Origin of the sequence: Mucilaginibacter terrenus, assembly GCF_003432065.1 — a bacterium.
GTDB lineage: Bacteria > Bacteroidota > Bacteroidia > Sphingobacteriales > Sphingobacteriaceae > Mucilaginibacter > Mucilaginibacter terrenus.
Map to the genome: position 1 here is coordinate 972,113 of NZ_QWDE01000001.1, position 14,880 is coordinate 986,992.

At 42.4% G+C, this 14,880-nt stretch carries 13 protein-coding genes; 8 read left to right on the forward strand and 5 right to left on the reverse strand.

The features are described from left to right. Positions 1-30: 30 nt before the first annotated feature. Both DYU05_RS04290 and DYU05_RS04295 read right to left on the reverse strand, forming a co-directional pair. Complete coding sequence (locus tag DYU05_RS04290) at positions 31-978, reverse strand: hypothetical protein (RefSeq protein ID WP_133300160.1); 948 nt, start codon at positions 976-978, stop codon at positions 31-33. A 3-nt stretch (positions 979-981) separates the two neighbouring features. After that, positions 982-2,442: an MBOAT family O-acyltransferase gene (locus DYU05_RS04295; RefSeq protein ID WP_117381736.1), complete on the reverse strand. Its 1,461-nt coding sequence runs from the start codon at positions 2,440-2,442 to the stop codon at positions 982-984. Positions 2,443-2,790: 348 nt separating this feature from the next. Here DYU05_RS04295 and DYU05_RS04300 point away from each other — a divergent pair, with 348 nt between their 5' ends. Continuing rightward, a complete protein-coding gene (locus DYU05_RS04300; RefSeq protein WP_117381737.1) occupies positions 2,791-3,162 on the forward strand; it encodes a hypothetical protein in 372 nt (123 codons plus the stop codon). 131 nt (positions 3,163-3,293) lie between these two features. Next, positions 3,294-4,496 carry an MFS transporter gene (locus DYU05_RS04305; protein ID WP_117381738.1) on the forward strand — a complete coding sequence of 401 codons (1,203 nt, stop codon included), beginning with the start codon at positions 3,294-3,296 and terminating at the stop codon, positions 4,494-4,496. 6 nt (positions 4,497-4,502) lie between these two features. Here the strand turns inward: DYU05_RS04305 and dinB are convergent, their stop codons facing one another. Then, entirely contained in the window at positions 4,503-5,687 is a 1,185-nt protein-coding gene (gene dinB, locus DYU05_RS04310) for a DNA polymerase IV (RefSeq protein WP_117381739.1), read from the reverse strand. Positions 5,688-5,758: 71 nt separating this feature from the next. On the opposite strand from dinB, the gene DYU05_RS04315 reads away from it, so the two are divergent. The 3 genes from DYU05_RS04315 (at position 5,759) to DYU05_RS04325 (ending at position 7,330) form a co-directional block, all read left to right on the forward strand. Continuing rightward, entirely contained in the window at positions 5,759-6,331 is a 573-nt protein-coding gene (locus DYU05_RS04315; RefSeq protein ID WP_117381740.1) for a 2'-5' RNA ligase family protein, read from the forward strand. Positions 6,332-6,336: 5 nt separating this feature from the next. Further along, entirely contained in the window at positions 6,337-6,969 is a 633-nt protein-coding gene (locus DYU05_RS04320) for a 2'-5' RNA ligase family protein (protein ID WP_117381741.1), read from the forward strand. 67 nt (positions 6,970-7,036) lie between these two features. Further along, on the forward strand, positions 7,037-7,330 hold the full coding sequence (locus tag DYU05_RS04325) for a YXWGXW repeat-containing protein (protein ID WP_117381742.1): 294 nt from the start codon (positions 7,037-7,039) through the stop codon (positions 7,328-7,330). 79 nt (positions 7,331-7,409) lie between these two features. On the opposite strand, the gene argS is transcribed toward DYU05_RS04325, so the two are convergent. After that, positions 7,410-9,179: an arginine--tRNA ligase gene (argS, locus tag DYU05_RS04330; protein WP_117381743.1), complete on the reverse strand. Its 1,770-nt coding sequence runs from the start codon at positions 9,177-9,179 to the stop codon at positions 7,410-7,412. Between the two features lie 225 nt (positions 9,180-9,404). Here argS and DYU05_RS04335 point away from each other — a divergent pair, with 225 nt between their 5' ends. Together DYU05_RS04335 and DYU05_RS04340 are read left to right on the forward strand one after the other, a co-directional pair. Next, positions 9,405-10,586, forward strand: a complete 1,182-nt coding sequence (locus DYU05_RS04335) for an acyl-CoA dehydrogenase family protein (RefSeq protein ID WP_117381744.1) — start codon at positions 9,405-9,407, stop codon at positions 10,584-10,586. 74 nt (positions 10,587-10,660) lie between these two features. After that, complete coding sequence (locus DYU05_RS04340; RefSeq protein ID WP_117381745.1) at positions 10,661-12,763, forward strand: ATP-binding protein; 2,103 nt, start codon at positions 10,661-10,663, stop codon at positions 12,761-12,763. Between the two features lies 1 nt (position 12,764). Here DYU05_RS04340 and DYU05_RS04345 read toward each other — a convergent pair whose 3' ends face one another. Next, a complete protein-coding gene (locus DYU05_RS04345; protein WP_165851993.1) occupies positions 12,765-14,120 on the reverse strand; it encodes a GH1 family beta-glucosidase in 1,356 nt (451 codons plus the stop codon). Positions 14,121-14,404: 284 nt separating this feature from the next. On the opposite strand from DYU05_RS04345, the gene DYU05_RS04350 reads away from it, so the two are divergent. Continuing rightward, on the forward strand, positions 14,405-14,872 hold the full coding sequence (locus DYU05_RS04350; RefSeq protein WP_117381746.1) for a DinB family protein: 468 nt from the start codon (positions 14,405-14,407) through the stop codon (positions 14,870-14,872). The last annotated feature ends 8 nt before the right edge of the window (positions 14,873-14,880 follow it).

Consider the following 14,880-nt stretch of genomic DNA (forward strand, 5'->3'; position numbering starts at 1 on the left):
CATATCACATCTGGGTCAATATAGGAAAGCTTATTTTATTGGTACTATGTTGTGCGCTTTCATTAGCTGCAACACATGTTCAGTACGTGCTTTTCTTCCGGCAGGTATTAAATGGTATTCGTTATCGTAGAATAAACTATCAGGCAGCAGCGCATCTTGGGGGGTATTCAGTGTTTTTATTTTCATTTCCTCAGCATATTCCTGTGCTATTTTGCTGATAACCTTTTCTTTTGGTTTGTAAACGGCAGCATCTAATGGCGGATAAACGAAATAAACCTTAATGCCTTTCTTATCTGCAAATTCTTTGAAGTCGTTCAGCAGCGGTATGTCAGGGTTTACCTGATAATCTAAAACAAACTTGTTAACGAATTCGTGAGACGGATGCGGATCAAAGTTTCTGACCACATCTCCATTTTCATTGAACGACGAACGGGAATAAACTACATTCTTAGGAAATTCCCTTGTTTTGCGCCCCATAAGGTGCATAAAGGTAATATGGAAGTTATGCTGAAGGTCTTCTATAAAAAAGTCGTTAAGCCGGTTTTTGATGCTATGCTCAAAGAAAGTACCCGCTGGCGGATACAACCGTTCTGCTTCCTTTTTAAATTTATAACTACCTTCTTTGGAGAGGTAGTACTCTACAGATAGGATAACAACGTCAGACGGTCTAGCGATGTATTTGGCCTGATTAAGGATAAATTCAAGCCCAAGGCTACCGTTAAGGCCCATATTAACTACAGGCATGCCGGTATGCTGCTCTACCATCTTGCTATCTATCCCAAAGCAAACACTCGAGCCCCCGGTAAAAATAATACGGGGCGATTTTGTTTTATCAGCCCAGGCATGTTTATCAATTATTGCACCTATATATCCGTCGTTACCAATTGCCTTACCGGGAAAATAATTCCGGTTCATGGCAAATGCAGTCATCAACACCAACAGAGCAAAAGCAGCACAATATAAAAGGTATCTTTTCATGTGTTAAAACTGAAAATAAACAAACTGTTGTGGCACGCCGGTCATGTAAAAGGTAAGCATGACTATTACCAGGTAAAATGCCCACCTTACTGGTCTTGGCTTCCGGTCTCCCGTAGTCTCAATAGCAAACTTATTCTCACGGCCCAGCCATTCCATCATCATAAACAATGTAACAACTGCCAGCAGGAACAGAATATGTACCGAACCGCCCATAAACATCTCCCCTGTTGGTTTAACCAATATTGACGAAGAAAATATCCTCCCGATAAAGTAAAAAGCGTTAACAATATCGCTCGACCTAAAGATAGCTAATGATAGCACGGTAAGTGCAAAGGTGAGCGCCATGCGCCAAAGTTCATCAAAAGTTGGGAACAGCTTACCCTTTGCTACAATATCCGTGTAGGTACGGTTGCTCTTCATTAGTATTGATGGCATGATGAATAAAGCACTAAGTGCTCCCCAGATAACATACGTCCATGACGCACCATGCCAAATACCGCTTAGCAGGAATATAATAAATGTGTTGCGTACCCTTTTCCAGGCACTCACTTTGCTGCCCCCGAGCGGTATGTACACGTAATCTTTAAACCACGATGATAAGGATATGTGCCACCTGCGCCAGAACTCGGCAATACTGCGGGAAAAGAACGGAAAGGCAAAGTTGCGAAGCAGTTCTATACCAAATAACCGAGCTACCCCTAGCGCAATATCAGAATATCCGGAGAAATCGCAGTAAACCTCTATGGTAAACAATACCGCACCCATCAGCACTACGCTGCCTGGGTAGTGCTGATAGTTGTTAAATATCATGGTCACATATTCGGCACAATTATCAGCTATAGCTACTTTCTTGAAATATCCCCAAAGTATTTGCCGCATACCATTTACTGCCTGTGCGTAACTGAAGCTGCGTTCTTTTTGAATTTGAGGAAGTAAATGTGTAGCACGTTCAATTGGGCCTGCAACCAGCAAAGGGAAAAAGCTCACAAAAACGGCATAATCCACAAATTGGTAACACGGTTTTGTTTTTCCGTTGCTGATGTCGAATACATACGATAAGCCGTGAAACGTATAAAATGATATGCCGACAGGTAACAGTATGTTAAGCGCACTAAAGGTTGTTTTTACGCCAAACTCTGAAAGCAGATCAATAAAAGAGCCGGCAAAAAAATTATAATACTTAAATACACCCAGTAACCCTACGTTTATACCTACACTAAGCCATAACCAAAACTTTTTGCTTGCTTTATTTTCAGCTGCATAAATGCGTTGGCCGGTATAAAAATCAAGAAAGGTGGAGAAAGCCAGTAGGAACAGGAAACGATAATCCCAGCAAGCGTAAAAGAAATAGCTGGATGCCAGTAAAAGCAAGTTTTGCAGCTTTAAACTTTTGTTGGTTACAAACCAGTAAAGTATAAAAACAATCGGCAGAAAGATTGCAAAAGATAAGGAGTTAAAAAGCATATTAACAGTTGTGCAAGGTTGTAAGGGGCTGCATTACTATTTGCTCATGCAAAATAATACTTTTAATATGATAATTACGTGGTAAGTATAAATTAGCTATGTAATTGGCAATTACGATGTCACTAATTGGCTTTTATCTACCAGTCTCCTTATACGATCTGCCAAACAGCTGTTTTTACCGACAAACCACAAAATACTGGTAAAAAGGCTCGTTATCAGCTATATCCGTTTAAGTGAACGGTATGTCTATAACTTACGGCCGTTGGTCTATTTCATTTTACGCAACTGCTATTATGTTGTTCATTTGATTATTGAAACGATTAGATAACATAATAAATAAAGAATAAAATGAAAAATTCAATCAAATTAACTGCTCTTTTATTGTTGGCCAGCACTGGTTTGTTCGCAGCTACAACCGTTAAAGCAGACCCTATACAAGATGAGATAACCGTAGCAGCATCTGCAAGAAATCTTGTAGTAGACCTCAAGATTGCTAAAGAAACAACCGGCAAAACTTACGTAACCTTTTACGATGATAAAAACTCAGAGCTTATGAGGGACTATCTTTCTGCAAAGCATTCAGTTGCAAAAGCATACAATCTTTCTGACCTGGAACCTGGCAATTATACTATGGCTGTAACTTCTAACAATCAAGTGGTAACAAAGCAGCTAAACGTGTTTATGGAATTTGGCAAGAAGACATATGTGTTTTTGCAATAAGATATAAAACGTCGGCACATTAAGGCAGCCCTTACCTTAGGTAAGGGCTTGTTGCTTGTTAAGCAGCCAATTACATTTTAGCACCGTTGCTATCAGCAGGAAACTTTAACTTGCGGCCTTAATTATAGTTGATGACTAAACCTCAGCACCCTATCTATAACTTACATTTCGGTTTAGTTTGTTTGAGCTCTTTGCTTTTTTCTGCCAGTTATAACATGCTGATACCAGAACTGCCTGCATACTTAAGCAGCTTGGGCGGGGCACAGTATAAAGGATTAATTATCGCCTTGTTTACGCTTACGGCGGGCGTTTCCCGTCCGTTTAGCGGGCGACTTACAGATACACTTGGACGTGTGCCAGTAATGGCCGTAGGGTCGATAGTGTGCTTTGTGTGCGGTTTTTTATACCCGGTACTTGCAAGTGTTTCAGGTTTATTGTTTATCAGGCTGATACATGGCTTTTCAACCGGTTTTAAGCCGACCGCAACCGCGGCATACGTGGCAGACATGGTACCGCGCGAACGCTGGGGCGAAGCATTAGGTATGCATGGCTTATTTTTTAGTACAGGTATGGCTGTTGGACCCGCTATAGGCAGCGCCATCCGTATGTCGCACTCACTTAACACATTATTTTATACATCATCATTCTTTGCACTAATGTCTATTGTACTGGTGATGAATATGAAAGAGACATTAAAGAACAAGCAGAAATTTGAGCTATCAGCACTCAAAATATCCCGGGGAGATATTATTGCCGTTGAGGTATTACCCGTCGCTATTGTTACTCTGCTTAGCTATGTTTCTTACGGTGCCATACTTACCCTTGTTCCCGACTGGAGTCAACATGTCGGCATAGCGAACAAAGGTTTGTTTTTTATGGTGTTTACAGTTGCCTCGTTATTGATCCGTTTTGTTGCTGGGAAAGTATCCGATAAGCATGGCCGCATTCATGTTATTAAAGCTGGGTTGGCATTATTGGTTATCGCGTTGGTTGTGATCGGCTATCAACATAGCTCTATCGGGTTAATGGTTGGCGCAGTGCTCTATGGTATCTCAAACGGAGTCCTGTCCCCTGCTCTCAACGCGTGGACAATAGATATGAGCAAGCCTGACTTTCGTGGAAAGGCAGTTGCCACCATGTACATATCCCTGGAAGCCGGCATTGGCTTGGGGGCGCTGTTTGCCGGGTGGTACTACCATGATGTAATAGTACGTGTGCCGTACATCATCTACGCGTCGGCTGTTGTTACTGCTGTGACGCTTGCCTACATGTTTCTGCGTAGAGAACCACAGAGAAATACTATGAATTCAGGCGAAACAGAAGCGGTAATATAACTGGTTTCAATCCTTTAAGAACGGGTTAAAACTACGCGCGCCTACCTCCATACCAGCGGCCCTGCAAATGGTCTTATCTCCAAAACGAAAGTTGATGGTGTCCATTGCTTGATAAAGGCGGATGCGCTGCTCATTGTCTTCAAACAAATTTATTTGATAACTGCCGGTGCTCAGGTTACTCAATTTCACACCTATCAGCCTTATTGGCCGATGCTGGTTCCACGCTTTATCCAGCAGGTTTTTGATACCCGGAATCAAAATGTGTTCTGCTGCGGTAAGTGCAATTTTTTGTTGAACGGTATGTGTTTCGAAATTTGAATAGCGCAGCTTTATAGCAAGGCAGCCCGCAACCTTGTTCTCCCGCCTCAGTTTGCCTGCCAGTTCTTCAGTCATGCTAACGAGGATGTTCTCCAGCGTGCGCCTGTCCTTCACATCGCTCTCAAAGGTATTTTCGGTACTGATAGACTTGCGATCACTGTGGGGTATAATGTCACTGTCATCAATACCGTTTGCTTTATTATAGATATACGTCCCCATTTTGCCAAATACCGCCTCAAGGAACTTTAGATTGACGCGCTGCAGGTCCCCTATTTTCTCCAAACCATACTGATACAGCTTTTGGCAGGTACTCTCGCCTAGCCCGGGAATCTTACGAATGTTCAGCGGAGCTAAAAACTCCCGCTCGCCGCCATGCGGTATTCGCAGTTGCCCGTTTGGCTTAGCCTGATTGGTAGCCATTTTAGCAAGTGTTTTACTAGATGCCATGCCGAACGATATGGGCAGACCAGTCTCCCGTATGACCGTTTGTCGCAGGTTAGTCGCAACATCATAAGGATCGTAAAAGCGGTCCATCCCGGTAAGATCTATGTAAAATTCATCTACAGACGTCTTCTGATATAATGGTACTGACCTGTGAATGATCTCTGTGACCTCCCTTGATGCTTCGCTGTAACGTCCGTAAGTGCCATGTACAACTACTGCCTGGGGACAAAGCTTTAGTGCCTGCCGCGTGGGCATTGCCGAGTGTACACCAAAAGCGCGCGCCTCATAACTCGCAGATGCCACCACGCCCCTATCGCTTGAACCGCCTATAATAACAGGCTTTCCGATGAGCGATGGGTCAAACTTGCGCTCAACCGATACGAAGAACGAGTCGAGGTCTATGTGTACTATATGGCGTTTAACACCCATGCACAAATATGTAAAATAATTTGCAAATGCTAAAATTATTAGCATTTTTGTGTTCAACAAACACATAGTACATGACAGGGTATGCCGATTATCTTTTCCTGCTTTCGCCTCCTGAAGAAGTTAAACTGGAGATTGACCGCTACAAGCGTGCTTCGGCAAGGTTAATTGGCCAATACGCCAGCATGAACTCGCCGGCGCACATCAGCCTTGCACAAGTAGAAAGGCAAAAGCCGTTTTTTGCAGATAGCACAATCCAGCGTATGGAATTGGGTTTTAATACAATCCCGCCAGTACAACTGTACATAGACGGGTTTAAGTATTTCACACACTTGCATAACAAGCATACAATTTACGCCGCTATCCGCATCACACCAGCCGTAGACGAATGGTTAATCTCAATCAGGAAAGTCCTGGGTATTAAAAAAGCTATCATTCCGCACATTACTGTTGTGAGGAATATTAATGTAGAATACTTTAACACCTTGTGGCCGCATTTCAGGCACAAGCAACTGGTGATGCCATTTTTCGTAAGCGAGATTAAAGTAGTTAAGCGCGAAACATTTGCAAACCAGCCAAAGTGGGAGGCTTACAAAACATTCAGGTTCGGCGGAAAAATAATGACAGTAGTTAACAATCTTAAATAAGGCTTATGTTACACGAACATATAACACAATTATATAATTACCTATACGTACTCTCTCCCGATGAACAGGTAAAAGAGTTCATAAAGAAATACAAGAGCTGGTCTGCAGATGTGATAGGCAGTTTTGAAAGCCGGCACAGTATTGCGCATATAACTGTCAATTATCTCGACAGAAAGATGTTGAGCTTTGTTGAGCCATCATTTCTGAACCTGGAGTATAGGTTAAGAAAGTTACCTTCAATTAACCTTAAAATAAATGGATTTGATTGTTTTAAGGAAAGTAACACCATATACGCTTCTATAGAGATGGATGAAATGACGAAAGCCTGGTTTGATCAAATGCAAACCATAGCTCCTGGAAAACCTAAACACAAAACTCCCCACATTACCATTTTAAAGAACTTATCTAAAAAGAACTTTGATTTGTTATGGCCTAAATTTCAAAACGCTTTATTTCAGCATACCTTTAAAATCGATAACCTTACTGTGTTACGTAAGGAGGCCTTCAATGAAGATGCGCGATATAAAACGGTAGCGGAGTTTAAGTTTAGTAAACGAGTGCTTACTGCAGACAACTTCAGGAATGTGTATGTACCAATGAAAAAAACGCAGCCTGGCCTGCAACTTTCAGCTTTTTAAAACTGGCAGCAGCGCTAAACCATCGCAGCTGTGTTTTGTCAGATAGTAACATCAAATCAATTTACCGATGAAGACAATAAATAAAATCGGAATTATGCTTGCAATGATGGGGTCACTATCTCTTTCATCCTGCGCAAGCGATTACTATGTGGCAGACCGGCCAGTTGAACCGGTATATGTCAGGCCAGTTGCACCTTATGCTAATGCTTATTGGGTACCCGGCGAGTGGGTTTGGCGAGGAAACAGATATGTTTACCGTAACGGGTATTACGCCCGTCCCCGTGCTAATCGCGTGTATGTACAAGGCGCCTGGGTGCACAGCAATCGTGGGTACGTTTGGAGACGTGGACATTGGAGGTAATCTGGCACCAAAAACATTTGTAAAACAAGAAAGCCGCTTTTCTAAGAAGCGGCTTTCTTGTTAATTCGTTGAAGGTATTCTACATTCTTTCGGGTACTTCAATCCCTAACAAAGCCATTGCTTTGTTAATCACCTTAGCTGTACCTGCAGATAAGCTTAATCTAAATTGCTTAAGGTTTTCAGTATCGGCCTGCATTATTGATACCTCATGATAAAATTTGTTATATGTTTTTGCAACATCGTAAACATAGTTCGCGATAAGTGCCGGGCTATGGTCTGCCGCAGCAGCAAGTATTGTTTCAGGAAATTTAGTGAGCGTTACTATCAGGTCGCGCTCTACCCCTTCTAATGTAGTTACCGATGCGCTACCTGCCGCTTCATTGTAACCTGCTTTACTAAGTACTGAACGAATTCTGGCGTGAGTATATTGAATAAACGGACCGGTATGTCCCTGGAAATCTACCGACTCGGCAGGGTCAAACAATAAACGTTTCTTAGGATCAACTTTAAGCAGGAAATATTTTAAAGCGCCAAGCCCGATAGTACGATATAGCTTTGTTTTGTCTTCTTCACTGAAATCTACCACTTTGCCCATTGCTTCGGTTTGTTCGGCAGCGGTGTTAAACATGTCCTGCATCAGGTCATCTGCATCAACTACCGTACCCTCGCGCGACTTCATCTTTCCGGATGGAAGATCTACCATGCCGTAAGATAAATGGTACAAACCGTTTGCCCAAGTTTTACCCAGCTTCTGTAAGATCAAAAAAAGCACTTTAAAGTGGTAGTCCTGTTCGTTACCTACCACGTAAATCGACTCATCCACACCAAAATCATCGTACTTAAGCTGTGCTGTGCCTATATCCTGCGTAATGTATACTGATGTGCCATCCGCACGCAATACCAGCTTCTGGTCTAATCCATCATCTGTAAGGTCTATCCAAACTGAACCATCTTCCTTTTTAAAGAATACGCCTTTAGAAAGGCCCTCCTCTATAATGTCTTTCCCCAGTAAATAGGTATTGCTCTCGTAATAGTACTTATCAAAATCAACTCCAAGGGTTTTATAGGTTTCGTCAAAACCTGCATATACCCAGCCATTCATGGTGTTCCATAAATTGATGACCTCCGCGTCGCCCGCTTCCCACTTCTGAAGCATCTGTTGTGCTTCTTTAATTAGCGGCGCGTTCTTTTTAGCGTCATCCTCAGTTTGTCCGGCCGCTTTAAGTTGATCTATTTCTTGCTTGTAAGCTTTATCAAACAGCACATAATACTTACCTGCAAGATGGTCGCCCTTTAAGCCTGATGTCTCAGGCGTTTCGCCATTGCCAAATTTTTGCCAGGCCAGCATACTTTTACAAATATGTATACCGCGGTCGTTTACCAGGTTGGCTTTTATTACAGTGTAACCTGCAGCCTCCAATATCTTTGCAACCGAATAGCCTAAAAGGTTATTACGTATATGGCCAAGATGCAGCGGTTTATTGGTGTTTGGAGAAGAGTACTCTACCATCACCTTTCTCCCATTTGGTACAACCGTGGCGAAGTCTTCTGCCAGCACCTCTTTATCAAGTTTGCTCAGCCAAAAATCGTCAGTGAAAGACAGGTTAAGAAAGCCTTTGATAATATTAAAAGAAGCTATTTCTTCAACATTTCGCTGCAGGTATTCGCCAATTTCTCCACCGGTTTGCTCAGGCGATTTGCGCGACATTTTGGTATATGGAAAAGTAACCACCGTTACCTGTCCTTCAAACTCTCTCCGTGTTTCTTGTAAATTTATATCCTTAGCGGCGATGTCGGCATCGTAAAGCTCCTTTACCGCTTTAGCTACCGCATTTGTAATTAGCTCCATTGTCGCAAAATTAGCAATTGTTCATGGTTGGTGGCAATGTGCTGTCACTTTTTATGCTCAGCCTGCAAAAACGTTTTTTTAAGCTTGAGCTTAAATAAGTTTCTTTCAAAAAATAGGTTTAAACCGTTTAAACCTACATTTTAGTAAAAACAATTCTCTTTGGTCTAAAAACAGGGTTTTTGTGTATGTCATTTGTATATATTTGACTAACCAATCCGTACAATTATGGCCAAAAAAGACCTTTATGACGCTCCTGATTATTACCTTTTAGATGAACTATTATCCGAAGAACATAAGTTAATACGGGCAACTGTCCGCGATTGGGTCAAAAAAGAATTAAGTCCGGTTATAGAAGATTACGCTCAAAAGGCGGAGTTCCCACGGCACCTTTTGAAAGGTTTGGCAGAGATTGGTGCTTTCGGGCCGACTGTACCTGTCGAATATGGCGGACTTGGACTAGATTACATGGCATATGGCGTAATTATGCAGGAACTGGAACGAGGCGACTCAGGCATTCGGTCAACAGCTTCAGTACAGGGCTCACTGGTGATGTATCCCATATATGCTTACGGCAGCGAAGAACAAAAGCACAAATACTTACCCAAATTGGCAACAGGCGAACTGATGGGTTGCTTTGGCCTGACTGAACCTGACCATGGCAGTAACCCGGGCGGGATGGTAACCAATATCAAAGACGAGGGAGATCATTATGTGCTGAACGGCGCTAAAATGTGGATTTCTAATGCACCATTTGCAGATATAGCAGTTGTATGGGCCAAAGATGAGAGCGGCAAAATACGGGGCCTTATAGTCGAGCGAGGTATGGAAGGTTTTAGCACCCCGGAAACGCATAACAAATGGTCATTACGTGCATCGTCAACAGGCGAGCTTGTATTTGATAATGTAAAAATTCCAAGGGAAAATGTACTCCCCAATATAAGCGGTATCAAAGGTCCGCTTGGATGTCTTAACCAGGCACGCTATGGTATAGCCTGGGGAGCTTTAGGTGCAGCTATGGACTGCTACGACACCGCGTTAAGGTATTCAAAAGAGCGTGTACAGTTTGGCCGGCCAATAGCGGGATTTCAATTGCAGCAAAAGAAGCTTGCAGAAATGATAACTGAAATAACTAAGGGACAATTATTGGTGTGGCGCTTAGGTATCCTTAAGAACGAGAACCGCGCTACACCTGCACAGATATCTATGGCGAAGCGCAACAGTGTAGAAACTGCCTTGAACATCTCACGCGAAGCCAGGCAGATGCTTGGTGGAATGGGTATAACTGGCGAATACCCTATTATGAGACACATGATGAACCTTGAGTCGGTAGTTACGTATGAGGGTACCCATGACATACATTTGCTTATAACCGGCATGGATATTACCGGAGAAGATGCATTTAAGTAATTTAAAGTAAATATTACCACAATGTCGGCTAAGTATTATATTTGTTGTGACAAGTGTAACTGACCCCAACATTAATGTACAAAATTGACTTTTTAGCCTGGAGAAACCTCACCAGGCTTGGTTGCCTCTTTATAATACTTCTGGTTTACGCTTGTAAAGAAAAAAATGCTGCCGATAATGGTGATTATTCTCCCGAATTTTTAAAAATTAAGAATAAAGTAGAAAATATTTGGAAAACCGGGGATATAAAAGGCGGTTTGGTTTATCTCGACTCTGCATTTCTTAGAATACCTTCCCCAACGAGCAATGATCGCTTCCGAAGGTATGCTTTTCATTACGTATACTATGCCAAAACCATACACAAACAAGACTCTGCACTTATCTACTCCGACAGTTTAGTTGCCGAAGCCGCCAAAATGCCAAACTCCAGGCAATATTCTATGAATGTGGCCGAGGCAAGTTTCTCAAGAGGAGACGCACTGTTTGAACTTCAGCAATTTTCAGATGCTTATCAGTCATACTACCAGGGTTATTTAATGGGGAAAAACTATGTGAACATGGCTGCCCTATCAGACTATACTTACCGTATGGGAATGATTATGTACAAGCAGCGTAAGTACAACCTCGCAGTTAAGTATTTTAAAGACAGCTACGCACAAAACGTTCGCGATAAACAAGAGGTAAACAGAGGCTTTGTAGGCTTTTACCGCCGCCAGGAACTGCTTGATAATATCGGTTTAAGCTTCCGTCACAATAATCAGGATGATAGTGCTTTAGTTTACTTTAACAAGGCATTAGTAGAAATAACCACTAACACTCCCCTATACCCTGAACGCAAGCAGCACATGGATATGGCGCGCGGTGTAGTTTACGGCAATATGGCCGAGGTATACATACAGAACGGTGAAAATGCTAAGGCTGAGGAACTACTCAAAAAAAGCATAGCCATTAATCTAAGAGGTGATTATGACAACCGTGATGCTCAGCTCACCGAAGTAAAACTTGGGCAGTTGTATCTTAAACAACGCAAAGATGAGGAATTAGTAAAGTTGCTGGCCGACCTCAAAGCACAGCTGGATACCATTAAAAACCCGGATGCCGAGGCGGATTATAACCGTTTAATGAGCGGGTATTATGCTAATAAAAGTAATCTCCGGCTGGCATTATCTCACTTGCAACTTTATAATCTTCAGAAAGATTCTATCACAAAAGCAAACAATCTAATTCTTGAGACCAATGTAGGCCAACAGCTATCCAACTATGAAAAGCAGCATGAAATAGATACCTTAAGTACTCATAATAAACTACAGCTAATTTACATTTATGCTGTTACTATTGTTGCGGTCTTAACGGCCATTATCATGTTTTTGGTTTATCGCAATTGGAAACGCTCTAAGAAGGATGTGCTTACAGTTAACTTGTTAAACCAGCAAATTAACGAGCAAAACCATGTTTTGGAAAACGCGCTGAACGAGTTGAACAACAGCAGTAAAGAAAAAGACAGAATCCTGCGCACAGTAGCCCATGATTTAAGAAACCCTATCGGCGGCATTGCTTCTCTTACCGCCATGATGGCTGAGGATGAATACACCGATGACCAAAAAGAATTGATCAATCTGGTAAAAGAAACATCTGTAAACTCGCTTGAACTCATAAACGAGATACTGGAAGCAACTAATTTGTCTTCGGTACCGTTGAACCTGGAACGGGTTGACATCAATTCGCTGGTTAACAATAGTGTAGAATTGCTGCGTTTTAAAGCTGCAGAGAAGAACCAGCAAATACTATTAGAGCCACTGGACAAACCTATGGACCTATTAATAAGCCGGGAGAAGATATGGCGTGTTATAAGCAACCTAATTAGTAACGCCATCAAATTTAGCCCTACTGGCGAGACTATATCAGTAAAGCTGACTGAAGACGGCCATCAGGTGGTTATATCCGTGAGAGATAATGGAATAGGAATTCCAGAGACACTTAAAGATCAGGTATTCAATATGTTTACATCAGCACAACGCACCGGAACAGAAGGTGAAAAATCGTTCGGCCTTGGACTTTCTATTTGTCGTCAGATCATGGAAAAGCACAAGGGTAAAATTTGGTTTCAGAGCAATGAACAACAAGGCACAACCTTCTTTATAAGCCTTCCCTATTTTAAAAGCCGGGATTTCAAATAAACTACTTAATAAAGTTAGCATACCAGCGTCCTGAATTTTTTATAATCCTTTGCTGTGTTTTAAAGTTTACGTGAACCAGTCCGAATCTGGGATGATAGCCCTCCGCCCATTCAAAGTTATCTGTCAGCGTCCATACAAAATAGCCGCTAACCTTGTACCCTTCCTGCTTAGCCTTTAACACTTGCTGCAAGTGAGTTTGCAAGTATTGTATCCTTTTAGGGTCATCAACAGTGTCGCCGTTTGTTACAACGTCAGGGAAAGCGGCACCATTTTCAGTGATTATGATCTTTTTAATGCCGCTGTATGCATTGTACTTTTTTATCATCTCATAAATTGCAGGCGGATAAACCTCCCACTTCATGTCGGTAAGCTCTACTTTCCTGTTTTCTGCTTTAACCAGGGTCGCTCCGATGTAGGGCGTGAAGAACGAGTACTTTACTATTTCCCTTGTATAGTTTTGCAAGCCGATAAAGTCGAAATTAAATGACATATTATCCTCGTCACCAGGCTTGTAGTACTTTTTCATTTTACCGATAGCCGCTACTTCAGTGGGGTAACTTAAACCGAGTATCGGCTCGATAAACAACCGGTTAATCAATGCGTCAGCACGGGCCGCAGCAGCGATATGTTTAGGCGTTTGTTTATAAGGTTCAATATGCGAGCAAGAGAAAGTATTGCCAATCTGTGCATTAGGCACTATCTTACGCAGGGTTTTAGCGCCAGCCACAATGCTTAAAACCACATGGTGCACAGCAGGCAAAAAATTGCGTAAGCCCATCCTACCCGGGGCATGAATACCCAAAAAGTAGCCGGCGCCTGTGAATACAGCCGGCTCGTTCATTACCATCCAGTGTTTCACCTTAGTCCCAAACGCTTGGGCACAAATTTCAACATAACGCGTGAACCACCCTACAATGTCCCGGTTTGTCCAGCCGCCTTTATCTTCCAAAGCCTGGGGCAAATCCCAGTGGTAAATAGTTATCCATGGCTCTATGCCTAGTTCCAGGCAATAATCAATAACTTTATGGTAGTGGTCTATCCCCGCCTGATTTACTTCCCCCTCTCCTTTAGGTAAAATGCGTGACCACGCAATAGAAAAGCGATAGTTAGGGATATTAAGCTCCTTAACCAAGTCAATATCACGCTTGTAATTTTGGTAGTAATCGCAGGCTACCGACGGCGAATCGCCATTCATTATTTTGCCCTTTCTTGCGGAAAAGGTGTCCCATATGGAAGGGCCTTTACCATCGGCATCGCAGGAGCCTTCTATTTGCAGGGCGGCCGTAGATACTCCCCAGGCAAAGTCGTCGCCGAAAAGCTGTTTATTAAGCTGCGTGTTTGGAGTGTCGGATATCATTCAGTTTGAGCTGAGGGCTCAAAATGTGCATTATAATTGTATAAACGAAGCTATTTTTAAAATTAGTGTTTAAACGATGAACGCATACTCCTTAAAAAAAGATAGCTGCGGACATCATTAAACAGGGCCGATAACCTTCCGATGAGTTTCATAATACTTGTTTTATACAGCTAAGATAAGTAGGCGGTGTAAGCTGGATATGTATCCTGTGTTATGTTTAAGTTAACTGATAAATTACAATAGGCTCCATATTTTTAAATGCTGGTTGCTTACTTTTGCTGCCGATGAAAGATTATTTTATCCGTCTGTTTAATTATGACCTGTACGCCAGCCGCGTCATAAACGGCTTGATTGCAACGACACCTGAGCCCAAAGCCGTACAGATTATGGCTCACATGATGACAGCACAGCAAACCTGGCTACAGCGTTGTAAGGGCCTTAAGGCACCCATGGCACCGCTTTGGCCGGAATGGCCAGCTGAGGCCCTTGGAGATGTGATTACAGCAAACCATGCGGAATGGATAGCTTACCTGAATACTTTACAACCTGAAGATTTCCTTACTCCTATATCTTACCAGAATTCCCAGGGCGCTTTTACAAACACCCTAAGTGATATACTGGCACATGTGATCAATCACGGCACACATCACCGGGCACAAATTGGCGTCCACCTTAAACAGGCTGGTGTGGAACTCACTCTTACCGACTATATCTTATATATACGCGACCTGGAGAAATCTCAACAACAATAAACACTACC